Source organism: Streptomyces sp. MMCC 100 (genome assembly GCF_041538145.2).
Classification (GTDB): Bacteria; Actinomycetota; Actinomycetes; order Streptomycetales; family Streptomycetaceae; genus Streptomyces.
The window spans coordinates 210,100-231,666 of sequence record NZ_JBGORK020000001.1; the positions used below are offsets into that span (position 1 = coordinate 210,100).

General features: G+C 71.9%; 23 protein-coding genes and 1 pseudogene. 14 read left to right on the top strand and 10 right to left on the bottom strand.

Annotated features, from left to right (window positions below; all coding sequences use genetic code 11):
- Positions 1-56 precede the first annotated feature (56 nt).
- The 3 genes from ABS735_RS01100 (at position 57) to ABS735_RS01110 (ending at position 4,171) form a co-directional block, all read left to right on the top strand.
- Complete coding sequence (locus ABS735_RS01100) at positions 57-827, top strand: ABC transporter ATP-binding protein (protein WP_153178663.1); 771 nt, start codon at positions 57-59, stop codon at positions 825-827.
- Positions 828-832: 5 nt separating this feature from the next.
- A complete protein-coding gene (locus tag ABS735_RS01105; RefSeq protein ID WP_373905045.1) occupies positions 833-3,235 on the top strand; it encodes an ABC transporter permease in 2,403 nt (800 codons plus the stop codon).
- Positions 3,236-3,487: 252 nt separating this feature from the next.
- On the top strand, positions 3,488-4,171 hold the full coding sequence (locus ABS735_RS01110; RefSeq protein ID WP_373905046.1) for a thioesterase II family protein: 684 nt from the start codon (positions 3,488-3,490) through the stop codon (positions 4,169-4,171).
- A gap of 258 nt (positions 4,172-4,429) precedes the next feature.
- On the opposite strand, the pseudogene ABS735_RS01115 reads toward ABS735_RS01110, so the two are convergent.
- The 6 genes and pseudogenes from ABS735_RS01115 to ABS735_RS01140 all read right to left on the bottom strand — a co-directional run.
- A pseudogene (locus ABS735_RS01115) lies at positions 4,430-4,972 on the bottom strand (dTDP-glucose 4,6-dehydratase); the annotation flags it as partial.
- Positions 4,969-6,036, bottom strand: a complete 1,068-nt coding sequence (locus tag ABS735_RS01120) for a glucose-1-phosphate thymidylyltransferase (protein ID WP_373905047.1) — start codon at positions 6,034-6,036, stop codon at positions 4,969-4,971. The gene ABS735_RS01120 and the pseudogene ABS735_RS01115, both read right to left, overlap by 4 nt.
- A 70-nt stretch (positions 6,037-6,106) precedes the next feature.
- A complete protein-coding gene (locus ABS735_RS01125; protein WP_373905048.1) occupies positions 6,107-7,144 on the bottom strand; it encodes a glycosyltransferase family 2 protein in 1,038 nt (345 codons plus the stop codon).
- Positions 7,145-7,274: 130 nt separating this feature from the next.
- On the bottom strand, positions 7,275-8,129 hold the full coding sequence (gene purU / locus ABS735_RS01130; RefSeq protein ID WP_373905049.1) for a formyltetrahydrofolate deformylase: 855 nt from the start codon (positions 8,127-8,129) through the stop codon (positions 7,275-7,277).
- 117 nt (positions 8,130-8,246) lie between these two features.
- Positions 8,247-9,938 (bottom strand): bifunctional 3'-5' exonuclease/DNA polymerase, encoded by a 1,692-nt coding sequence (locus ABS735_RS01135; RefSeq protein WP_373905050.1) that lies wholly within the window; start codon positions 9,936-9,938, stop codon positions 8,247-8,249.
- A 172-nt stretch (positions 9,939-10,110) separates the two neighbouring features.
- The gene (locus tag ABS735_RS01140; protein WP_373905051.1) at positions 10,111-10,872 is read right to left on the bottom strand and encodes a Clp protease N-terminal domain-containing protein; all 762 of its coding nucleotides are present in this window, start codon (positions 10,870-10,872) and stop codon (positions 10,111-10,113) included.
- 92 nt (positions 10,873-10,964) lie between these two features.
- Between ABS735_RS01140 and ABS735_RS01145 the strand changes: the two genes are divergently transcribed.
- A complete protein-coding gene (locus ABS735_RS01145; protein ID WP_373905052.1) occupies positions 10,965-12,098 on the top strand; it encodes a DUF2786 domain-containing protein in 1,134 nt (377 codons plus the stop codon).
- Between the two features lie 96 nt (positions 12,099-12,194).
- Here the strand turns inward: ABS735_RS01145 and ABS735_RS01150 are convergent, their stop codons facing one another.
- Genes ABS735_RS01150 through rpmB form a run of 3 tightly spaced genes read right to left on the bottom strand, consistent with a single transcriptional unit; the run spans position 12,195 to position 13,377 of the window.
- Complete coding sequence (locus ABS735_RS01150) at positions 12,195-12,782, bottom strand: hypothetical protein (RefSeq protein ID WP_373905053.1); 588 nt, start codon at positions 12,780-12,782, stop codon at positions 12,195-12,197.
- Between the two features lie 53 nt (positions 12,783-12,835).
- The gene (rpsN, locus tag ABS735_RS01155) at positions 12,836-13,141 is read right to left on the bottom strand and encodes a 30S ribosomal protein S14 (protein ID WP_061443321.1); all 306 of its coding nucleotides are present in this window, start codon (positions 13,139-13,141) and stop codon (positions 12,836-12,838) included.
- Positions 13,141-13,377: a 50S ribosomal protein L28 gene (gene rpmB / locus ABS735_RS01160; RefSeq protein ID WP_373905054.1), complete on the bottom strand. Its 237-nt coding sequence runs from the start codon at positions 13,375-13,377 to the stop codon at positions 13,141-13,143. Before rpmB ends, rpsN begins: the two co-directional genes overlap by 1 nt.
- Positions 13,378-13,449: 72 nt before the next feature.
- On the opposite strand from rpmB, the gene rpmG reads away from it, so the two are divergent.
- The 5 genes from rpmG to ABS735_RS01185 all read left to right on the top strand — a co-directional run bounded on the left by rpmG (position 13,450) and on the right by ABS735_RS01185 (position 15,932).
- Positions 13,450-13,614 (top strand): 50S ribosomal protein L33, encoded by a 165-nt coding sequence (gene rpmG / locus ABS735_RS01165; protein ID WP_373905055.1) that lies wholly within the window; start codon positions 13,450-13,452, stop codon positions 13,612-13,614.
- Positions 13,615-13,620: 6 nt separating this feature from the next.
- On the top strand, positions 13,621-13,875 hold the full coding sequence (locus ABS735_RS01170) for a type B 50S ribosomal protein L31 (RefSeq protein WP_373905056.1): 255 nt from the start codon (positions 13,621-13,623) through the stop codon (positions 13,873-13,875).
- The gene (locus tag ABS735_RS01175) at positions 13,872-15,095 is read left to right on the top strand and encodes a CobW family GTP-binding protein (protein WP_373905057.1); all 1,224 of its coding nucleotides are present in this window, start codon (positions 13,872-13,874) and stop codon (positions 15,093-15,095) included. Before ABS735_RS01170 ends, ABS735_RS01175 begins: the two co-directional genes overlap by 4 nt.
- Positions 15,096-15,099: 4 nt before the next feature.
- Positions 15,100-15,375, top strand: a complete 276-nt coding sequence (gene rpsR / locus ABS735_RS01180; protein WP_373905058.1) for a 30S ribosomal protein S18 — start codon at positions 15,100-15,102, stop codon at positions 15,373-15,375.
- A gap of 305 nt (positions 15,376-15,680) precedes the next feature.
- Positions 15,681-15,932 carry a DUF397 domain-containing protein gene (locus ABS735_RS01185; protein WP_011028968.1) on the top strand — a complete coding sequence of 84 codons (252 nt, stop codon included), beginning with the start codon at positions 15,681-15,683 and terminating at the stop codon, positions 15,930-15,932.
- 77 nt (positions 15,933-16,009) lie between these two features.
- Here the strand turns inward: ABS735_RS01185 and ABS735_RS01190 are convergent, their stop codons facing one another.
- Complete coding sequence (locus ABS735_RS01190) at positions 16,010-16,495, bottom strand: ATP-binding protein (RefSeq protein WP_373905059.1); 486 nt, start codon at positions 16,493-16,495, stop codon at positions 16,010-16,012.
- Positions 16,496-16,852: 357 nt separating this feature from the next.
- On the opposite strand from ABS735_RS01190, the gene ABS735_RS01195 reads away from it, so the two are divergent.
- The 5 genes from ABS735_RS01195 (at position 16,853) to ABS735_RS01215 (ending at position 21,565) form a co-directional block, all read left to right on the top strand.
- Complete coding sequence (locus ABS735_RS01195; RefSeq protein ID WP_373905159.1) at positions 16,853-17,677, top strand: helix-turn-helix domain-containing protein; 825 nt, start codon at positions 16,853-16,855, stop codon at positions 17,675-17,677.
- 84 nt (positions 17,678-17,761) lie between these two features.
- Positions 17,762-19,222: an aldehyde dehydrogenase family protein gene (locus ABS735_RS01200; protein WP_373905060.1), complete on the top strand. Its 1,461-nt coding sequence runs from the start codon at positions 17,762-17,764 to the stop codon at positions 19,220-19,222.
- A 114-nt stretch (positions 19,223-19,336) separates the two neighbouring features.
- The gene (locus ABS735_RS01205; protein WP_373905061.1) at positions 19,337-19,882 is read left to right on the top strand and encodes a DinB family protein; all 546 of its coding nucleotides are present in this window, start codon (positions 19,337-19,339) and stop codon (positions 19,880-19,882) included.
- Positions 19,883-19,892: 10 nt separating this feature from the next.
- Positions 19,893-20,534, top strand: coding sequence for a PadR family transcriptional regulator (locus tag ABS735_RS01210; protein ID WP_373905062.1), 642 nt, complete (start codon positions 19,893-19,895; stop codon positions 20,532-20,534).
- Between the two features lie 92 nt (positions 20,535-20,626).
- Complete coding sequence (locus ABS735_RS01215) at positions 20,627-21,565, top strand: ATP-binding cassette domain-containing protein (RefSeq protein WP_373905160.1); 939 nt, start codon at positions 20,627-20,629, stop codon at positions 21,563-21,565.
- Positions 21,566-21,567: the final 2 nt, after the last annotated feature.

The window sequence follows — 21,567 nt, forward strand, 5'->3', positions numbered from 1 at the left end:
CAGGAGTAGAGAGCGGGTCAGTGCCCGGACCCCCTCCGGTGCAGTGGAATCTGAGCATGACGACGACGAGCCACATCACCCCCACGCAGGACGCGGTCGAACTCCACGCGGTGCGCAAGGTCCACGGCACCGGCGGACGGCAGGTCACCGCCCTGGACGGCGTGTCGCTCTCCTTCCGCCGCGGCACCTTCACCGCGATCATGGGCCCCTCCGGTTCCGGCAAGTCGACCCTGCTCCAGTGCGCGGCCGGCCTCGAGCAGCCGTCGGACGGGCAGATCGTCCTGGCCGGCGTGGACATCGGCCGGCAGAACGAGATGCAGCGCACCGAGCTGCGCCGCAAGCACGTCGGCTTCGTGTTCCAGGCCTTCAACCTGGTGGAGTCCCTGACGGCGGCGCAGAACGTCGAGCTGCCCTCCCGGTTCGCCGGCCGCAAGGTCAGCCGCGAGCAGGTCTCCGCGGCGCTCGCCTCCGTGGGACTGGCCGACCGCGCCGGGCACCGCCCCAGCGAGATGTCCGGTGGCCAGCAGCAGCGCGTCGCCCTCGCCCGCGCCCTCGTCACCCGGCCCGACGTCCTCTTCGCGGACGAGCCGACCGGCGCCCTGGACACCGCCACCTCTCGCGAAGTGCTGCGGATGATGCGGATGCTGGTCGACCAGGAGGGCCAGACCACCCTGATGGTCACCCACGACCCGGTGGCCGCGGCCCACGCCGACGTCGTCGTCTTCCTCAAGGACGGCCGGATCGCCGACCGGATCCACCTCGACCAACAGGCCGGCGCCGACAACGCCGCCGCGATCGCCACCCACATGGCCCGGCTGGAGGCCTGACCGTCATGCTGATCCTCGCGAACGTCCGTGAACGCTGGTCCGGTTTCCTCGGCGCCTTCGTCGCCGTCCTGGTCGGCGTGGCCCTGATCACCACCACCCTGGTCATCTACGACTCCGCCCGCGCCAAGGTGCAGCCCCGCTACGAGGGCACCACGGCCCTCGCCCTGCCGCCGCAGGCCGTCGACGCCGACGGCAGCCCCGAGGACCGGATGCCGTGGAGCGCCTCCGAGGCCGAGCCGCTCGTCTCCGGTCTGGAGAAGATCCCCGGTGTCGCCGACGCCGTGGTCGACCGCTCCTTCTACGCCCAGGCGATCAGAAACGGCGAGCCCGTCACCGACGAGGGCGCCGACGAGTCCGGGCACGGCTTCGGCAGCGCGCAGATGGCGCCGTACAAGCTGGTCTCCGGCCGTGCTCCCGCCGCCGCGAACGAGGTCGTCGTCGACCGCGACCTCGGCGCCGCCGTGGGCAGCGAGCTGACCGTCAACATCACCGAGGGCCGCGAGCAGTTCCGGGTCGTCGGCACGGTGGACGGCCCCGGCTACTACTTCAGCGAGCGGTTCGCGGCCGGGCAGCACCCGGGCGTGGCCGCCATCGCCCTGATCCCCGACAAGGACGCCGACACCGGCGCGATCGTCTCCGGCGCGAAGAAGGTCGTCGGCGACAACGGCAGCGTGGTCTCCGGCGACGGCCGGTCCGAACTTCAGCCCGAGTACATCGAGCACAAGCGCTTCCTGGGCGTCCAGCTGATCAGCGCCATGGCCCTCCTCGGCCTGTTCACCACGGTGTTCGTGGTCGCCTCCATGCTGGTCCTGTCCACCGGGATGCGCCGCCGTGAGATCGGTCTGCTGCGCACCATCGGCGCCTCGCCGAAGCAGATCCGGCGCATGATCCTCGGCGAGGCCGCCGTGGTCGGGCTGGCCGGCTCGATCGCCGGCTGCCTCGTGGGCGTCGCCGCCACGCCGCAGCTGCTCTCCATCCTCAAGGGCCTGGACGTCACACCGCCCGGCATGGAGATCGACGTCGCCGCCTGGCCGCTGCTCACCGGCGCCCTCGTCGGTGTCGGGGTCAGCGTGATCGGCGCCTGGAGCGCGGGCCGCAAGGCCGCCAAGGTCGCCCCCATCGAGGCGCTGCTCGACAGCCGCTCGGCCAACACGGGTATGGGGCGCGGTCGTTGGATCGCCGGCCTCACCGTGCTCGGCCTGGGTGTCCTGCTCGCGATCGGCACCGCCACCTCCACCGCGGACAACCGCATCAACATGGCGATCGCCGCCACCATGACGCTGATCGTCGCCGCGGCCCTGCTCACCCCGGTGTTCGTCGGACCGGTCGGCCGGTTCCTGACCGCGCCGTTCCAGCGCGGCGGCAAGGCCGCCCCGGTCCTCGTCCGGGCCGAGCTGGTCGCCAACCCGCGCCGCGCCGCCTCGCTGGTCGCCCCGGTGATCGCCGCCGTCGGCTTCGCCGTCCTGCTCAGCGGCATGGTGTCGACCATGCGGGTCGCCTACCCGGCCGGTGAGGCGCTGAAGGTCGCCGGCCAGACGATCGTCACGCCGGACGGCACCCCCGGCAACACCGACGAGGTCGTCGCCGACAACCCCGTGGGCAAGGCGGCGCTGCCGACCCGGGCCTTCGTCGACACGGCGCAGGGCAAGAACGGCGAGGAGGCCGGGTCGTACACCGTCCTGGACGTCCTCGGCAGCCGGAACGCGAAGTGGAACAAGCCCGGCGAGGCGGTGCTCGGCGAGAAGACGGCCGGTGCCCTCGGTCTGAAGGAGGGCCAGGAGGTTCCGGTCCGGTTCGCGGACGGCGCGACCGTCACGCTCCGTGTCTCCCAGGTGCTGCCCGACGACCCGGCCCGCGGAGACTTCGTGGTCGCCCGTGACCTGGTCCGCGCCCACGACCCGGCCGCGCTCACCGACGACATCTTCGTCCCCGGCGACGCCAAGGCCTCGACCGCGGTCCCCGGAGTCGCCCTGCACGACGCCGCCGAGTACGCCCTGGCCGACTACAACACCGACGCCAAGCTCACCGAGTCCCTCGCCATGATGCTGATCGTCATCGCCGTCGGCTACAGCGTCATCGCCGTCGCCAACTCCATGGCCATGGCCGCGCACGGCCGGCGCCGCGACTTCGGTGTGATGAAGTCGGCCGGCGGCACCGTCCGCCAGCTCCTGTTCACCTCGGCCGGCGAGACCACCCTGGTCATCGTCATCGGCGCCGCCCTCGGCGTGCTGGTGACCCTGCCCCCGCTGGCCGGCATGGCGGCCGGCCTCTCCGAGTCCACCTCGTCGGACGTCGGCCTGCACCTGAACTCGGGCGTCGTGGTCCTCGCGATCATCGGCACCCTGGTGGCGGCGCTGTGCGCGGGAGTCGCGGTCACCTCGAAGACGCTGAAGCGGCAGGCGGTCTGAGACCGTACGAGCACCCGGCACGACGACGAAGCGGCGGCCCCCGGAACTCCGGGGGCCGCCGCTTCGTCGTCGTGCCGGGCCCACGCCTCCGCAACGCCTCCACACGTGCTTATAGAGGCCGGATAGCGCCGGTGGTTTCGCTGGTGGGCGCAAGCGCGACGGGAGGCCAAGACAGTGACCATTGAGGACCTGAACACGCGATCACGGTGGCTCAAGACGTTCCGCCGGGTGACGCGGCCCAGGTGCCGCCTCGTGTGTGCCCCGCACGCCGGCGGCACCGCGCAGGCGTATCGCACCTGGTCCGCGGGCCTGCCGGCCGACGTCGAGGTGCACGGAGTGCAGTACCCCGGCCGACAGGACCGGCTCGGGGAGGCCCCGCCGGCCGCCATGGACGACCTGGTCGGACCGGTCGCCGACTCCCTCGAACCCTTCCTCGGCGAACCCCTCGCCCTGTTCGGGCACAGCATGGGCGCGATCGTCGCCTACGAGGTCACCCTCGAACTGGAACGCCGGCACGGACGGGTCGTGGACCTGCTCGCCGTCTCCGGGTCGCGGGCCCCGCACGAGCGCGAGAACCACGATCGGCACATCCTGGACGACGCGGGCCTCATCGACGAACTGCGCCGCCTCAACGACGACTTCGTCGACCTGCTGGACTCCCCGGAGCTGCTCGAACTGGTGCTGCCCGCCATCCGCGCCGACTTCGGCGTGGTGGCCGGATACCTGCGCACCCCGCCGCTTCCGGTGCGCGCGCCCGTGCTGGTGCTCGGCGGCAGCGACGACCCGGACGTCTCGCCCGAGCAGCTGACCCACTGGCGGGCCTGCGCGGGCAACGCCTTCGGCACCCGTGTGCTGCCCGGCGGCCACTTCTACCTCGATGACGAGCAGCCGGTGCTCGACCAGATCACCCCCTGGCTCCCGGGCCGCCGTTCCTGACCCGCACGCCCGGTGCCGAGCGCGCCGCGGCGACCCCACGAACACAGGAGTACGCGCAGCATGGCTGACTTGTCCGGTGCCTCGAACGTCGTCCAGATCCTCACCGAGCACGCGCGCACACGCGGCGACTTCCGCGCCGTCGCGATCGTGCCCGACCCCTCCGATCCCGCCACCGCCCAATGGGTGACCTACGACCAGCGTCGGGACGCCGCTGCGGACGTGGGCCCCACCGTCGCGGGCCTCGAGACGGCCCTGGCCGTTGTTGGAGCAGCGGGTGACCCGGACGTCCAGGCCGTGGGTGCGGTGGTAGGCCAGGGCGAGCAGGTCGCTGGAGGCCTTGGCCGCGGAGTAGGGCGAGTTGGGGGACAGCGGGTGGGTCTCCGGCCAGGAGCCGGAGTCGATCGAGCCGTAGACCTCGTCCGTGGAGACGTGCACGAACCTGCGGCCGCCCGCCTGATGGGCGGCCTCCACCAGGGTGTGCGTGCCGAGCACGTTGGTCCGCACGAACGCGGCGCCGCCCTCGATCGACCGGTCGACGTGCGACTCGGCCGCGAAGTGCACCACCTCGTCGTGCTCGGCCATCAGCCCGGCGACGAGGCCGGCGTCGCAGATGTCGCCCTCCACGAACGCGAAGCCGGGGTGGTCGCGGACCTCGTCGAGGTTGGCCGGATTGCCGGCGTAGGTGAGCAGGTCGAGCACGGTGACGCGGATGTCGCCCGGGCCGTCGGGACCGAGCAGGGTGCGCACGTAGTGGGAGCCGATGAAGCCGGCGCCGCCGGTGACGAGGATTCTGCTGCTCATGACGAGATCTGCACCTTACTGTGATCACCGAGCACGAGCCGGTGGGCGGAGGGGACGCGGGGGGCCGGTGTCACCTCGACGTCGCGGCCGATGAGGGAGGCCTCGATACGGCGGACACCGCGGACCGAGGAACCGCGCAGGACGATGGAGTACTCGATCTCGCTCTGCTCTATACGGCAGTTGGCGGACACCGACGTGTACGGGCCGATGTAGGCGTCGCGCACCACCGTGTCCTCGCCGATCACCACGGGACCGACGATCCGGCTGCCGCTGACCTCGGCGCCCTCCTCGATCACGACCCGCCCGATGAGTTCCGAGCACGCGTCGACCCGGCCGTGGACCGCCGGTTCCAGGGTGTCGAGGACCGAGCGGTTGACCTCCAGCATGTCGGCCGTGTTCCCGGTGTCCTTCCAGTAGCCGGAGATCGCGGTGGACCGTACCGTCCGGTCCCCGTCGATCAGCCACTGGATGGCGTCGGTGATCTCCAGCTCGCCCCGCCAGGAGGGTTCGATGGAGCGCACCGCCTGGTGTATGGCCGGGGTGAAGAGATAGATCCCGACCAGCGCCAGATCGCTCTTGGGCCGCAGGGGCTTCTCCTCCAGGCCGACGACCCGGCCGCGCTCGTCGAGCTCCGCGACGCCGAAGGCGGTGGGGTCGGCGACCCGGGTGAGCAGGATCTGGGCGTCGGGCCGCTCGGCGCGGAAGGCGTCGACCAGCCCCGTGATCCCGCCGACGACGAAGTTGTCGCCGAGATACATCACGAAGTCGTCGTCGCCGAGGAACTCCTCGGCGATGCGCACCGCGTGGGCGAGGCCGAGCGGGGCAGCCTGCGGAATATAGGTGACCTTCAGCCCGAACCGGGCACCGTCGCCCACCGCTTCGCGGATCTCCTCGGCCGTGTCGCCGACGATGATCCCCACCTCGATGATGTCGGCCTCGGCGATCGCCTCCAGACCGTAGAAGAGCACCGGCTTGTTGGCCACCGGCACCAGCTGCTTGGCCGAGGTGTGTGTGATCGGACGCAACCGGGTGCCCGCGCCGCCGGCCAGGACCAAAGCTTTCATGGAGCTTTCCCTACCTTGCTGTCGAGTCGCTCGGGAGCGGTGCATCGGTTCGGGGCCGGGCCGCATGCCGTCAGGCGCCGACGGCCTCGATGAGCCGGCGCACGATCGCGTGCCGGCCGGCGTCGTGGCGGCGCAGGAACTCCCGGAGCCGCTCGGCGTGCCGGTCGCTGCTGCACTGAAGGGGGTGGACGACCGCGTAGCCGCCCTCCTCGGCCACGTACGCGAGTTCGCGCAGCATAGGCACGGTGGGGTCGGTGACGAACTTCTCCAGGCCGGTCAGGGCCTCGTCGGTGCTCATGCCGCGAGGTGTCACCAGCTCGCCGGCGTCGGTGATCGCGCGGTAGAAGCGGAGCATCTCACCGGCGAAGCACGCCCGCAGTTCGTCCTGCACCGCCGGCGTCCCGATCGCCTCGGTGAGCTTGGTGCAGGCCGCCTCGTCGGGCAGTGAGCCCAGGGTGAGGCGGTGGCTGACGGTCATGGTGCGCCGCCGCGAGGTGTCGCGCAGCAGCATCCGGACGGTACGGTCCAGCACCGTGGTGAAGCGCTCACCGGCGTCGGCGAGCCGCAGCCACAGGTCCCAGTCCTCCATCCCGACGTGGTCGGTGGTCCAGCCCCCGACGCTCTCCGGCAGTCCGCGCACGTGGCCGACGCGGGACGGCTCGTACAGCGGCCACAGGAGCTGCAGCTGCGGGTGCCACAGGCCGTTGAGCGGGTGCGAGCGGTACTCCTCCCCGCCCTGCTCGTTCATGCCGATGCTCGCCGTCGCCACCAGGCGCGCCCCGGCGTCGAACTCGCGCTGCAGCACGGCCAGGTGGTCGGGGAGCCACTCGTCGTCGTAGTCGAGGTAGGCGATGGCCGGTGCCGTGGAGGCGGCCAGGCCGATGTTGCGGGGGCCGCCGGGGTGGCCGTGCCGCTGCGTGCGGATCAGCTGGACGCGCTCGTCCTCGTAGGAGAGCACCACGTCGTCGGTGTCGTCGGTGCAGCCGTCGGACACCACGATCAGGCGCCAGTCCTCGAAGGTCTGGGCGAGCACACTGTCGATGGTCGTGCGGATGGCCTCGGACCGGTTCCAGGCCGGACAGATCACATCTATCGCTGCCGTGCTCAAGGGCTTCCTCGCAGACTCCTCAAGACGGCCGTCGTGCCGTCCCCGGTACCTTCGGAGCCCTGCCTACACGGCGCCTATACCCACGGCGCCGGGCGGCCGGGCGGCCGGGCGGTCGGGTGCAGCGGCGCCGTCAGGCGAAGACGACGGTGCGGTGCCCGTTGGGCAGGACACGCCGCGCGCTGTGCCACTCGACGGCCCTGGCCAGCGCCTGGGCCTCCAGGTCGCGCCCGATGGCCACCAGCTGCTCCGGGGTGACCGCGTGGCTGACCCGGCGGACCTCCTGCTCGATGATCGGCCCCTCGTCGAGGTCGCCGGTCACGTAGTGCGCGGTGGCGCCGATCAGCTTCACCCCGCGGGCGTGCGCCTGGTGGTAGGGCTTGGCGCCCTTGAAGCTCGGCAGGAAGGAGTGGTGGATGTTGATGATCCGGTCGCTGAGCTGTTTGCAGAAGTGGCCCGAGAGGATCTGCATGTAGCGGGCCAGCACCACCAGTTCGACCTCTTCCGCCTCGACCAGGTCGAGCACCTGCTGCTCCGCGAGGGCCTTGGTGTCCTTCGTCACGGGGATGTGGTGGAAGGGGATCCCGTGCGTGGCGACGAGGCCGCCGAGGTCCGGGTGGTTGGAGACGACGGCGGCGATCTCCACCGGCAGTGCGCCGGTGCTCGAGCGGAACAGCAGGTCGTTCAGGCAGTGCCCGAACTTGCTGACCATCAGCACGATCCGCATGCGCTCCTTCGCCCCGTGGATCTGCCAGTCCATCCGGAACGAGTCGCCGACGGCACCGAAGCTGGCCCGCAGCTTGTCCACGGACACGGGCGGCTCGGCGCTGAACGCGACCCGCATGAAGAACCGCTCCGTGTCGTGGTCGCTGAACTGCTGACTGTCCTCGATGTTGCATCCCGTCATGAACAGGTAGCTGGACACGGCGTGCACGATGCCTCGCCTGTCGGGGCAGGAGAGCGTGAGGACGTACTGCTCGGCGGGCATGGGCGTCTCCGATACGTGGGGGCCGTCGCATGATGAGGCGAGGCCACCCAAGCGATGGTGTCCATTTTTTTCATACGTGCGCCGGGGAGGGCGGGGAGCAGGCGCAGGGCCCGCCCCTCACTTCGCCTCCGCGTAGCACTCCACCACCGCCGTGGTGAACGGGAACCGCACCGGTGTCGCCCCGAACGTCAGCCGTCCCGCCAGCTCCGCCGCGTCCCGGATCGCCGCGACGACCGTGTCGGCCTCCTCCTCGGGGCAGTGCACGATCACCTCGTCGTGCTGGAAGAAGACCAGCTCGGCCGCCATGTCCGCGCAGGTCCGACGCAGCGCGGCGAGCAGCAGCAGGGCCCAGTCGGCGGCGCTGCCCTGGACGACGAAGTTGCGGGCGAAGCGGCCGCGCGCACGGGCGTTGGTGGACGCGTAGCCCGGCACCCACTCCTGGGGGCGGCCCCCGGCGTCGGCGGGATCGTCCTGCGGCAGGCCCGCCTCCTCGGCACCGTCGGCCGCGCCGGCCGCGGGCGGGCAGGTGCGGCCCAGCCAGGTGCGCACCAGCCGGCCCTCCTCGCCCGCGCGGGCCGCGTCGTCGACGTACGCCACCGCGCGGGGGAAGCGGCGTCTGAGCGCGGCCAGGTTCTTCAGGCCGTCGCCGGAAGTCTGGCCGTAGACCGCGCCGAGCACGGCGAGCTTGGCCTGGGCGCGGTCGCCGGAGAAGGCGCGGTCGGAGACCGACTGGTAGAGGTCGGACTCCCGGCCGGCCACCTCCATCAGACCGGGGTCGCGGGAGATCGCCGCCAGGACCCGCGGCTCCATCTGGTCGGCGTCGGCGACGACCAGCCGCCAGCCGGGGTCGGCGACGACGGCGCGGCGGATCACCTTGGGGATCTGCAGCCCGCCCCCGCCGTTGGTGACCCAGCGGCCGGTGACGGTGCCGCCGGCCAGGAACTCGGGGCGGAACCGTCCGTCGCGCACCCAGTCCTGGAGCCAGGACCAGCCGTGGGCGACCCAGATCCGGTACAGCTTCTTGTACTCGATCAGCGGTTCCACCGCCGGGTGGTCCAGCGTTTCCAGCTCCCAGCGGCGGGTGGAGCCGACCTTCACGCCCGCCTGCCCGAACGCCTTGACCACGTCCGCGGGCAGGTCGGGCCGCACCCGGCGGCCGAAGGCGGCGGACACCTCGTCCGCCAGCTCGGCCAGGCGGCGCGGCTCGCCCCCGCCCGCATACCGCTCGCCCAGCAGGTCGTGCAGCACCTCGCGGTGCACGTCGGCCCGCCAGGGCAGCCCCGCGCGGTTCATCTCGGCGGCCACCAGCATCCCCGCCGACTCGGCCGCCGTCAGCAGCCGCATCCGGTCGGGGTGCGCCGAGCGGTCGTGGCGGTGCTGCTGTTCGGCGTAGACGGTGAGCAGGTCGGGGAGGGGGAGGTGGACGGCCTGGGGTTCGAACAGCGGGGACTGCGCGCCCGGTTCGGCGGAGCGCTGCGGCGGGTCGGGCGGCACGGGGCCGCCGCGCAGCCGGGCCAGGGCGGCCGCGGCCGAGTGCGGCTCCCCGTACCGTCCCTCGTGGCCGAGCAGGAGGGTCTCGGCGGCCTCCACGTCGTAGCACCGCTCCACCCGCACCCCCGCGGCGAGCAGGCGCGGCGCGATCTCGGCGGTGGACCGCCACACCCAGCGGGTGACGTCCGGCCTGCTCCGCACGGCTCCGGCGAGGTCGGGCTCCCGCCGCACCGGTCCGGCGGGCAGCCCGTCGTGGCCGAGGGGCGCGACGTCCACGCCACCGCCCTCGGCCACCGCGAGCGCCCACCTCTCGGCCATGTCGCGAGTCTCGCAGGCGGGTCTGACATCGGCCTCGCGGCGGCGGGCCTCGGTCCGCGTCGCCTTGCCGGCCTGGCGGTGGCGGGCCTCAGCCTCAGTCCTCGTCGCCTTGCCGGCTTGGCTACGGCGGGCCGCAACGCCTCTCGCCTTGTCGGGCCTCGCGGCGGCGGCCTCAGTCCTCGTCGTCCTCCGGCCCGCCCTCCCCGCTGTTCTCGGTCACCTTGATGAACTGCGCCAGCGCCTCGGTGACGTAGCCCTCGGTGGCCTCCTTGGTGAGGCCGAGCCCGCTGAGCACGCCCTCGCCGTGCTCGTGCTCCAGGAGGGCGAGCAGGATGTGTTCGGTGCCGATGTAGTTGTGGCCCAGGCGTAGGGCCTCGCGGAAGGTGAGTTCGAGGACCTTCTTGGCGGCGGGGCCGTAGGGCACCAGCTCCGGGACCTCGGAACCGGCGGGCGGAAGAGCGGCCAGCGCCGCCTCGCGGACCGCGTCGAGGGTGACGCCCTGCGCGGCGATCGCCTTGGCGGAGAGGCTCTCGTTCTGTGTGAGCAGGCCGAGGACGAGGTGCTCGGGCAGTCCCTCGGCGTTGCCGGCGGTCTTGGCCGCGTTGTGGGCGGCCATCACGGCTTCGCGCGCGCGGGGCGTGTAACGGCTGAAGCCCTGGCTCGCGTCCAGGTCGGCGGACTCCTTGGGCACGAAGCGCTTCTGCGCCGCCTGCCGGGTGACGCCCATGCTCTTGCCGATGTCCGTCCAGGACGCGCCCGAACGCCGGGCCTGGTCCACGAAGTGGCCGATGAGGTGGTCGGCCACCTCACCGAGGTGCTCGCCGGCGATGACGGCGTCCTGGAGCTGTTCCAGGGGCTCCGGATGCACCTTCTTGATCGCGGTGATGAGTTCGTCGAGTCGTACGGATGACGTGATGCTCGGGTCGGTCGTCATGTGTCAACCGTAGGTTGCGCCCCCCGCGCTGTCAACCGAAGGTTGACAGTGGAAAAGGGGGGCCTTCTCGACAGTCGTGGCACCATCGCCGGGTGAGTACGCCCCGCACCGTCGACGGTGCCTTCGAGACCGCCCTGTACGACACCGCAGACGACGCCCTCGACACCGCGGCCTCGCTGCTCGCGGCCGACCCGTCGTCGGACGCGGAACTGCTGCGGCGGGGCGAGGAGTTCGTGGCCACGGCCTGGCGGCGCGGCTGGCAGCCCGCCGACCTCGTACGGATCGTGCGGCGCGAACTGGACGACGTGCACGTACGGCTGGTGGCCGCGCTGATCTGCGCCCAGGCGCCGCACGACCGTGCGCGCGGTCCCCGCTGGACGGCGCAGCTCGACGCCGTACCGGACGCGGACGGGACACCGCCGTCCCGTACCGACCGCTTCTCGCACGCCACGGCCGTACTGCGGCTGTACCGCCTGCTGCTGCGGCTGCCCGCGCTGGAACCGCTGGAACCGCCGGACGCGCCGCGCCGCGAGGCCCGGCCGGAGTCCCGCGCCCTCGCCCGCATCCGCGCGCTGCTCGCCAAGGCGGAGGCGACCGGGTATCCCGAGGAGGCGGAGGCGCTGAGCGCCAAGGCGCAGGAGCTGATGGCCCGGCACAGCGTCGACGAGGCGCTGCTGGAGTCCGGTGCCCCTTCACCCGACGCCCCGGGCGCCTGCCGGATCGGGGTCGAGCCGCCCTACGAGCAGGTCAAGGCGGTGCTGCTGGACGCGGTGGCCGACGCCAACCACTGCCGGGCCGTGTGGAACGAGCCCTTCGGTTTCTCCACGGTCGTCGGTTTCGAGGGCGACCTGGAGGCGGTCGAACTCCTCTACACCTCCCTGCTGGTGCAGGCCGAGGCCGCGATGGTGAAGGCGGAGGCCGGGCAGCGGGCCGGCGGGCGCAAGCGCACCAAGACCTTCCGGCAGTCGTTCCTCGCCGCCTACGCCCATCGCGCGGGCACCAGACTGCGGGCCGCCGCGGAAGCGGCCACCGGTGCGGCGGCGAAGGAAGCGGACCTCCTGCCGGTGCTCGCCTCCCGCGAGGTCGCGGTCACCGACCGCATGGAGCGCATGTTCCCGGAGACGACCACGACCCGGCTGCGCGGCGTTGCCGACGCGGCCGGCTGGACGGAGGGCACCCGCGCGGCCGACGCCGCCCGGGTCGGCCGCCGCCGGCCGCTGGAGTAGGAGCGGACACGGCCGGCCCGGCGGCACCCTGCCCCGCCTGGCGGCGGCCCCCACCCACACCTCGCGGCCCCCGCCCCCGCCGGGGCGAACACCCGCTCAGGAACCGATACCGGCCGTCGGCAGGCCCGGCGGCAGCGAGCCGCCCTCGGACCTGGTGTACGTCTCCTCGCCGACGTCGCCCTCCCAGTCCACCGTGAGCGAGGTCTCGTCAACCGCCCCGACCTTGCCGGTCGTCCGGTCGTCGCTGCCGTCGGTGCACTTGAGGCGGATCGTCGGGGTGCCGGACGTCTCGTCCGTCGTGCCGCTGCACACGGTCCCGCCGGTGGCGAAGAGGGCCGCCTTGCCGCCGGTGACCATCAGGGCGACGGCCTGGCCGTCGGAGGTCGCCAGCCAGCTGCCCTCCACCTCGCCGGTGGCACCCGCCGACGGCGATCCGCCCGCGTCGCCGCCCGGGCCGGAGCTCGCGGACGCGCCGGGCGCCGCCGAGGACGTGGTGCCGCCGCCGTCCGAGCCGCCGTCGGCGGCCCCGCCGTCCGTGCACGCGGTCAGGGCCGCCGCAAGACCGAGGGCCAGCGCCGCGACCCGCGCGTGCCGTCGCCTTCGCCCGCGGCCCCGCCAGGGCGGGACGTCGGTACCGGTCGCGTTCGCCGTGCTCGCCGTTCTCTGCGCAGTCACCCACGTCACCGGAAGCTCCAAGCTCTAGCCGGACGGCCGGTTCGGCCCCGAACAGCCGCAAGCTACCAGGACGACTTGCGGACCCCGGGCAGATGCCCGGCGTGCGCCTGCTCACGCAGATTCACCCGGGAGAGCCCGAAGACCCGGAAGTACCCGCGCGGGCGCCCGTCGACCTGATCGCGGTTGCGCACCCGCGTGGGGCTCGCGTCGCGCGGCTGCCTGCGCAGTTCCCGCTGGGCGGCGAGCCGTTCGGCCTCCGTGGACGAGGGGCGGCGGACGATCTCCTTCAGCTCGGCCCGGCGCGCCGCGTACCGCGCGACGATCTCCCGCCGCTGCTCGTTCTTCGCGATCTTGCTCTTCTTCGCCATCAGATCCTCACTCCCCGGGCACGGATGCGCGCCACCGCCGCCTCGACGCCGATCGAGTCGACCGTCCTGATCCCCTTCGTGCTCAGCCGCAGCCGCACGTGCCGGTTCTCGCTCGGCAGCCAGTAGCGCTTGGTCTGGACGTTGGGGTCGAAGCGGCGCGAGGTGCGCCGGTGCGAGTGGGAGACGCGGTTGCCGAAACCGGGCCGGGCGCCGGTCAGCATGCAGTGGGCGGACACGGTGACGTACCTCTCCTCCGGGCCGGACGGGCCCTAGCTGTTAATGGAATTCATTTTCAGTAAGATAGCAGCATGGCACGCAACGAACTCCGCCCGGTCATCAAGCTCCGGTCCGCCGCCGGGACCGGCTACACCTACGTCACCCGCAAGAACCGGCGCAACGACCCGGACCGGCTGACCCTGCGCAAGTACGACCCCGTGGCCGGCCGCCACGTCGACTTCCGAGAGGAGCGCTGAGCCGCCGTGCGCAAGGGCATCCACCCCGAGTACCGCCCGGTCGTCTTCCGCGACCGCGCCGCGGACTACGCCTTCCTCACCCGCTCCACCATGACCAGCGAGCGCACGGTCGAGTGGGAGGACGGCCACACCTACCCGGTCGTCGACGTCGAGGTCTCCCACGTCAGCCACCCCTTCTACACCGGCACCGCCCGGGTCCTGGACACCGCCGGACGCGTGGAGCGCTTCGAGCGCCGGTACGGGAAGGAGGGCGGGGCGTGAGCCGGCCCGGCCGCCTGTACGAACTGCCGGTGGTGATCGTCGGCGGGCTGCACGCCGACGCGCGCCGAGCGGCCGTGGCGCGGCTGCTGGCCGACGTGCCCGGCAGCGTCGTCCTCCACCACGACCTCGCGACGGCCATCGCGGGCACGGTCGTACGGACCGTGCGGGACGCCACCGGCATCCGCTCCGCGGGCGAGGCACCCCTGGTCAACGACTGCGCGTGCTGCGCCCTGCGCGAGGACCTCGTCCCCGAACTGGTCCGGCTCGCGGAGGCCGGCGGCACCCCGCTGGCGGTCGTCGAACTGTGGGACTCCGTCGAGCCCAAGGCGATGGCGGAGGTGGTGACCTCCGGCGGCTTCACCGTCACGGGCGTCGTCACCGCCGTCGACCCGGCCCTGGTCCTGCCGTACCTCGGCAACGGCGACGACCTCGCCGAGGGCGGCCTCGCCGCCGCGGCCACCGACCAGCGCACCGTCGCCGACACCTTCGCGCGGCAGCTGGAGTACGCCTCCGTCCTCGCCCTCGCCGAGTCCCTTCCCGGCTCGCCGGAGGCCGACGACGAGGACCGCGAGCTGCTCACCCAGCTCCATCCGACAGCCCGCCGGGTCCCGATCGGCCACGGGAACCCGGCGGGCGCCCCCTCAGCGCCCCCGTCCGAGCCCTCCGCGTGCGCCGCCCCCTCCTCGGAGCTGGCGCGGGCCGCCCTCGCCGGGTTCGACGTGGAGGCCGCGGCCGCCGCACAGCACCCGGCCTGCGCCCTGCTGCCCGCCGAGGCCGACGCGCACGGCGTCGCCACCCTGGTCTGGCACCGCCGCCGCCCCTTCCACCCGGAGCGGCTGTACGCGGCGCTCGAGGACCTCACCTGTGCCGCGGCGCGCAGCAGGGGCCGGTTCTGGCTCGCGGGCAAGGGGGACACGCTGCTGCACTGGGACGCCGCGGGCGGTGCCCTGTGCGTGGAGAGCGCGGGACCGTGGCTCGCCTCGCTCCCCGACGCCGCCTGGGAACTGGTGCCGCCCGTGCGCCGCGCCGCCGCCGCGCTGGACTGGCACCCCGAGCACGGCGACCGCTGCCAGCACCTGGTCTTCACCTCCCCCGGCCTCGACCGCGACGGCCTGGAACGGCTCCTGGAGTCCTGCCTGCTGACCGACGCCGAGTACGCCGCGGGGAAGGCCGCCTGGGACCGGCTGCCGCCCGCCTTCGACACCCTCCTGGAGGTCTGACCCCATGCCCCTGCCCAGTAAGCGCGACCGCAAGAACGACCGCAAGAACGACCGCAAGAGCGACCGCAAGACCGCCCGGCAGCGTCCCAACCCGCTGGACCGGGCGGAAGTGACGTACGTCGACTACAAGGACACCGAGCTGCTGCGGAAGTTCATCTCCGACCGCGGCAAGATCCGCAGCCGGCGGGTCACCCGGGTGACGTCCCAGCAGCAGCGGCAGCTGGCCAGGGCGATCAAGAACGCGCGCGAGATGGCGCTGCTGCCGTACGGTACCCGCTGACCGGCCTGACCGTACCTCGCGCACCGGCGACGACACCGGGGCCCGCTCCCGACGAGCGGGCCCCGGTGTTGTCGCATGTTGTTGCATATTCTTCGAATCCGGGGGCACACGCGGGAACGACTTCCCGGGGCCCGGCGTCGTAGAGGGCAGGGCTCGGTAAAGCGGTCGTCAAAGCTGTAACCGCGGGAACACCGCGCGTGCACGTGCATTTGCTCATGCATCTGCACGTGAACAGGGTTATGATCCGGATCAGTTGACCAATGCATCAATGGCCACATCAGCCAGTGCACACCGGGGAGCGACCTGTGGACCACGACGTGTACGACGTGTACAACGGCATGGCCGCCACGCAGCTGCACGATGCGGCCTGGCAGAAGAGCCGGCGCAGCAACTCGCAGGGATCGTGCGTGGAGTTCGCGCGCCTGCCCGACGGCGCGGTGGCGGTGCGCAACTCCCGCTTTCCCGACGGCCCCGCGCTCGTCTACACGCGCGCCGAGATCGAGGCCATGCTGCTGGGAGTCAAGGACGGCGAGTTCGACCACCTGATCGCGAGCTGACAGCACGAGCTGACGACGCGAGCCGACCGCGCGAGCCGACCGCGGAGAGACCGCGGGACGGTCCGGCGCGGCGCGGGCTAGATCCGGAACAGCGCCCAGACCACCTTGCCGTTGAGCGTCCCGGCGAGCGGGTGCCAGCCCCAGCTGTCGCTGAAGGAGTCGACGAGGAACAGGCCCCGGCCCGACTCCGCCGAGAAGTCGCCCGTCTCGCGGGCCACCGGGCTGTCGTGACTGGGGTCGCGCACCGCGCACACCAGCCGCTCGGTCCAGCGCATCAGATGCAGCCGTACGGGACCGTGCTGTTCGTCGTGGCGCGGGGTGTCCGCGGGCAGCGCATGCCGCAGGGCGTTGGTGACGAGTTCCGAGACCACCAGGCAGACGTCGTCGAAGCGGTCGCCCGTGTCCCAGCCGTCGAGTGTTCTGCGGGTGAACCTCCGGGCCTCGCGCACCGCTTCGTAACGGGGCGGCAGGGCGCAGGAGGCGGCGTTCGACACGGCCGCGGGGTCGAGTGGTGGAAGGCCCTGCCGTAACGGCTCGAGCATGGTCGATCCATTCGTCCCCATGCGAGGCACTCCCGGGAATTCGCGGTCGTAGCGATGCGGCGCGGTGGTGCGGGGACCATGGTTTCGGATGCGTACCGTAGATGCAAGGGCAGATGCACGTGCACGTGACCGAAATGGACCTGCCCGTGCCGCTTGTTGGTCAATTTTTCCGTCATCTTCGCCCCCTCTTCATCTCCTGTGACGGCTGGTTCCGGTCCGCGCTGTGCATGATCCTGCACGTTTCCTTTGGCTCGATTCCGTTTCCGTAACCGGACGAGTACTGCTCGGAGTGTTTTAGTGGCAGACTTCGGCCCCTGAAGACGGTTGGGGAGGCTGGCGAACGTGAGCGCGGGAGAGCCCGGATCGGTGGTGCGGCGCATGCTGCTCGGATCACAACTCAGGCGACTGCGTGAGACGCGGGGGATCACGCGAGAGGCGGCGGGCTACTCGATCCGCGCCTCGGAGTCGAAGATCAGCCGGATGGAGCTGGGCCGGGTGAGCTTCAAGACGAGGGACGTCGAGGACCTGCTGACGCTGTACGGCATCACGGACGAGCAGGAGCGCGCCTCCCTGCTCTCCCTGGCCAAGGAGGCCAATGTCGCGGGCTGGTGGCACAGTTACTCCGACGTGCTGCCCAGCTGGTTCCCCACCTACGTGGGGCTGGAGGGCGCCGCCTCGCTGATCCGGGCCTACGAGGTGCAGTTCGTGCACGGTCTGCTGCAGACCGAGGAGTACGCCCGCGCGGTCGTCCGGCGCGGCATGAAGGGCGCCGGCGAGGCGGACGTCGAGCGGCGGGTGGCCTTGCGCCTGGAGCGCCAGAAGCACCTGGTCGTGGAGAACGCCCCCGAGTTCCACATCGTGCTCGACGAGGCCGCCCTGCGCCGCCCGTACGGAGACCGCGAGGTGATGCGCGGCCAGCTCCAGCACCTGATCGAGATGTCCGAACGCCCCAACGTGCGCCTGCAGATCATGCCGTTCGGCTTCGGCGGTCACTCCGGCGAGAGTGGCGCGTTCACGCTCCTCAGCTTCCCCGAGTCCGACCTCTCGGACGTCGTCTACCTGGAGCAGCTGACCAGTGCGCTGTACCTGGACAAGCAGGAGGACGTCACCCAGTACGAGACGGCGCTGAAGGAACTCCAGCAGGACAGCCCGGGCCCGGACGAGAGCCGTGACCTTCTGCGGGGTCTCCTCCAACTCTCGTAAAACATAAGTACGATGACGCTCAATCAGGCGGCTCGCTCGGCTCGCTCGCGGCGGCTGCGGCAGCTAAGGGGATTGAGGGAACACATGTCGTCGTACTTCACCGACCTCGCCCAGCAGTACATCGACGGCGAGTGGCGCCCGGGCACCGGCTCCTGGGACATCATCGACTTCAACCCGTACGACAACGAAAAGCTCGCCTCGATCACCATAGCCACGGTCGACGAGGTCGACGCCGCCTACCGGGCCGCCGAGCGCGCGCAGAAGCAGTGGGCCGCGACGAACCCGTACGCGCGCCGCGCGGTGTTCGAGAAGGCGCTGCGCCTGGTGGAGGAGCGCGAGGAGGAGATCGGCGAGGCGATCGTCGCCGAGCTGGGCGGCACCCGTCTGAAGGCCGCCTTCGAGCTGCACCTCGCCAAGGAGTTCCTGCGCGAGGCGGTCCACCTGGCGCTGGCGCCCGAGGGCCGGATCATCCCGTCCCCGGTCGACGGCAAGGAGAACCGCGTCTACCGGGTGCCGGTCGGCGTCGTGGGCGTCATCAGCCCCTTCAACTTCCCCTTCCTGCTCTCCCTGAAGTCGGTCGCCCCGGCCCTCGCCCTGGGCAACGGCGTCGTGCTCAAGCCGCACCAGAACACGCCGATCGTCGGCGGCACGCTGGTCGCGAAGCTCCTCGAGGACGCCGGACTGCCGGGCGGCCTGCTCAACGTCGTGGTCACCGACATCGCGGAGATCGGCGACGCCTTCATCGAGCACCCGGTCCCCAAGGTGATCTCCTTCACCGGCTCCGACAAGGTCGGCCGCCACGTGGCCACGGTCTGCGCCGCGAACTTCAAGCGCTCGGTCCTCGAACTGGGCGGCAACAGCGCGCTGGTGGTCCTCGACGACGCCGACGTCGACTACGCGGTCGACGCCGCCGTCTTCAGCCGCTACGTCCACCAGGGCCAGGTCTGCATGGCCGCCAACCGCGTGCTGGTCGACCGCACGGTGGCCGACGAGTTCACCGAGAAGTTCGTCGCCAAGGTGAAGTCCCTCAAGGCCGGCGACCCGCGCGACCCGGCCACCGTCATCGGCCCGGTGATCAACTCCTCGCAGGCCGACGCGCTCTCCGGCGTGGTCGAGCAGGCGCTCGCCGAGGGCGCCACCGCCCTGGTGCGCGGCTCGGTCACCGACAACCTGGTCGAGCCGTCGGTCCTCACCGGCCTGCCCGCCGACTCCGCGCTGCTCCGGCAGGAGGTCTTCGGCCCGGTCGCCTTCCTCGTCCCGTTCGACGGCGAGGAGGAGGCCGTACGCCTCGTCAACGACACGCCGTACGGACTGAGCGGCGCCGTGCACACGGGAGACGTCGAGCGGGGCGTCGCGTTCGCCAAGCGGATCGACACCGGCATGTTCCACGTGAACGACGGCACCGTGCACGACGAGCCGATCGTGCCCTTCGGCGGCGAGAAGCACTCCGGCCTCGGCCGCCTCAACGGCGACACCATGCTGGACGCGTTCACCACGCAGAAGTGGATCTCGGTGCAGCACGGGCGGAGCGGGTTCCCGTTCTGACACTTCTTGCTCGCGACGGGCTCTCTAGGACATGGTCTGTCCTAAAGAGCCCGTAGCTTTGCAGGGGTCGCGGGGGCCAACCCCGGACGGAATCCAGCGAAAGGGCGGCCGGTCATGGTCACGCATGTGCGAGCCGAAGCGCAGGGTGACGAGCGCGGAGCGCTGCTGTCGTTCATCGCCGAGCAGCGCGACGGCATCCGCCGGTCGGTGCTGGGGCTGACGGCGGAGCAGGCGAACTCGCGCCCAAGCGCCAGCGACCTGTCTCTGGCAGGGCTGGTCAAGCATGTCGCCGCGGTCGAGCAGGGCTGGATCGCCCGCGGCAAGCAGGAGCCGCCGGCGGTCAAGTGGGACGAGTCCAACTGGCACGAGTGCTTCGCGCTGGTGGGCGAGGAGAGCGTCGCCTCGCAGCTCGCGTACTGGGAGGAGGTGGCCGCCGAGACGGACGCGTTCATCCGCTCAGTGCCGAGCCTCGACGACACCTTCCCTCTGCCGAACGACCCGTGGTTCCCGCCGGACGAGCGGGTTTCCATGCGCTGGCTCTGCCTGGCCCTGATCCGTGAGCTGGCTCGGCACGCCGGCCACGCAGACATCATCCGCGAGAGCCTCGACGGCGCCTCCGCCTGGGACCTGGTGGCGAGGGAAGAGGCGACGCCCGCCTAATCTGGACCCCATGTCAGCGATCCGTCTCCTCGTGCTCGGCGCCGTCCGCCAGCACGGGCGGGCCCACGGCTACCAGGTGCGCAACGACCTGGAGTACTGGGGCGCGCACGAGTGGTCCAACGCCAAGCCGGGCTCGATCTACCACGCGCTGAAGCAGATGGCGAAACAGGGACTGCTCCTCGCGCACGAGATCGCGCCGTCCACGGCGGGCGGCCCGCCGCGGGTGGAGTACGAGATCACCGAGCAGGGCACCGAGGAGTACCTCACCCTGCTCCGCGACTACCTCACCGCCTACGACCAGCGGCCGGACGTGCTCACCGCGGCACTCGGCTTCATGGTCGACCTGCCGCGCGAGGAGGCCCTGGCGCTCCTGGAGGAGCGGGTGCGGAAGATCGAGGAGTGGCGTGCCTCCGTCACCGAGTACTACATGCCCGCCGAGGGGCCCGGCCAGTACGGGCACATCGGCGAGATCATGAACTACTGGGTCCACTCGGCCGACTCGGGCGCGGAGTGGACCCGCGGCCTCATCGAACGCGTCCGGGGCGGCGCGTACACCTTCGCCGGTGAGGGCGAGCCGTTCGTCGGCGTGCTGGCCGAGGGCGAGGAGAACCCCTTCGCGGCGGGGCGGCCGCACTACGGGGACGCTCGCTAATCAAGTTTGACCAGCCGAGAGCGGGGCAGTACCTTCTGGGCAGGTAGTCAAATTTGGCTAGCCTGTGTCTCGGAGGGGAGCGGGGAGTGACAGTGGCCGATACGGCGATCACCGTCGAAGGCGCACGCAAGAGGTACGGCAGCAAGAACGCACTGGACGGGCTCGACCTGACCGTCACACGCGGCACGGTGCACGGCGTACTGGGCCCGAACGGAGCGGGCAAGACGACCCTGGTCCGCATCCTGTCCACGCTGCTGCGGCCGGACGCGGGCCGCGTCGAGGTGGCGGGACACGACGTCGCCGAGGCGTACGCGGTACGGCTGCGCATCGGACTGCTCGGCCAGCACGCCGCGCTCGACGAGGAGCTGGGCGGCCGGCAGAACCTGGAGATGTTCGGCCGCCTGCATCACCTGGGCGCCCGGCGGGCACGCGCGCGTGCCGACGAACTGCTCGCCCGCTTCGACCTCGCCGACACCGGACGCAAGCCGGTCGGCGCCTACAGCGGAGGCATGCGCCGCCGCCTGGACCTGGCCGCGTCCCTCATCACGGAACCGGAGGTCCTCTTCCTGGACGAACCCACCACCGGCCTGGACCCGCGCGGCCGCGCGGAGGTGTGGGACTCGGTCCGCTCCCTGGTCGGCGCCGGTACGACGGTCCTGCTCACCACCCAGTACCTGGAGGAGGCCGACCAGCTCGCCGACCGCATCTCGGTCGTCGACGCCGGCCGGGTCGTCGCCGACGGCACGGCGGACGAGCTCAAGGCCGCCACCGGCGGCGACCGCGTCGACGTCGTCCTGCGCGACGCCGGCCAACTGGGCGCCGCGGTGGCCCTGCTGCCGCTCACCGGCGTCCGCGTCGACACCGACCGCCGGCTGCTCAGCGCCCCGGTCACCGACCGGATGGCGGCGCTCTCCGGCGTCGTACGGGCGCTGGAGGAGGCCGGTATCGAGGCCGAGGACGTGGCCCTGCGCCGCCCGACCCTGGACGAGGTCTTCCTGCACCTCACCGACCGCACGAAGGAGGCCGCGTGAGC

Coding starts and splice junctions, on each gene's coding strand:
- ABS735_RS01210 (WP_373905062.1), top strand. CDS start 19,893: ATGTCAGCGATCCGTCTCCTCGTGCTCGGCGCCGTCCGCCAGCACGGG.
- ABS735_RS01105 (WP_373905045.1), top strand. CDS start 833: ATGCTGATCCTCGCGAACGTCCGTGAACGCTGGTCCGGTTTCCTCGGC.
- ABS735_RS01190 (WP_373905059.1), bottom strand. CDS start 16,495: ATGGGGACGAATGGATCGACCATGCTCGAGCCGTTACGGCAGGGCCTT.
- purU (WP_373905049.1), bottom strand. CDS start 8,129: ATGCCCGCCGAGCAGTACGTCCTCACGCTCTCCTGCCCCGACAGGCGA.
- rpsN (WP_061443321.1), bottom strand. CDS start 13,141: ATGGCGAAGAAGAGCAAGATCGCGAAGAACGAGCAGCGGCGGGAGATC.
- rpsR (WP_373905058.1), top strand. CDS start 15,100: ATGCCCCTGCCCAGTAAGCGCGACCGCAAGAACGACCGCAAGAACGAC.
- ABS735_RS01100 (WP_153178663.1), top strand. CDS start 57: ATGACGACGACGAGCCACATCACCCCCACGCAGGACGCGGTCGAACTC.
- ABS735_RS01200 (WP_373905060.1), top strand. CDS start 17,762: ATGTCGTCGTACTTCACCGACCTCGCCCAGCAGTACATCGACGGCGAG.
- rpmG (WP_373905055.1), top strand. CDS start 13,450: ATGGCACGCAACGAACTCCGCCCGGTCATCAAGCTCCGGTCCGCCGCC.
- ABS735_RS01205 (WP_373905061.1), top strand. CDS start 19,337: ATGGTCACGCATGTGCGAGCCGAAGCGCAGGGTGACGAGCGCGGAGCG.
- ABS735_RS01195 (WP_373905159.1), top strand. CDS start 16,853: ATGCTGCTCGGATCACAACTCAGGCGACTGCGTGAGACGCGGGGGATC.
- ABS735_RS01135 (WP_373905050.1), bottom strand. CDS start 9,938: ATGGCCGAGAGGTGGGCGCTCGCGGTGGCCGAGGGCGGTGGCGTGGAC.
- ABS735_RS01120 (WP_373905047.1), bottom strand. CDS start 6,036: ATGAAAGCTTTGGTCCTGGCCGGCGGCGCGGGCACCCGGTTGCGTCCG.
- ABS735_RS01140 (WP_373905051.1), bottom strand. CDS start 10,872: ATGACGACCGACCCGAGCATCACGTCATCCGTACGACTCGACGAACTC.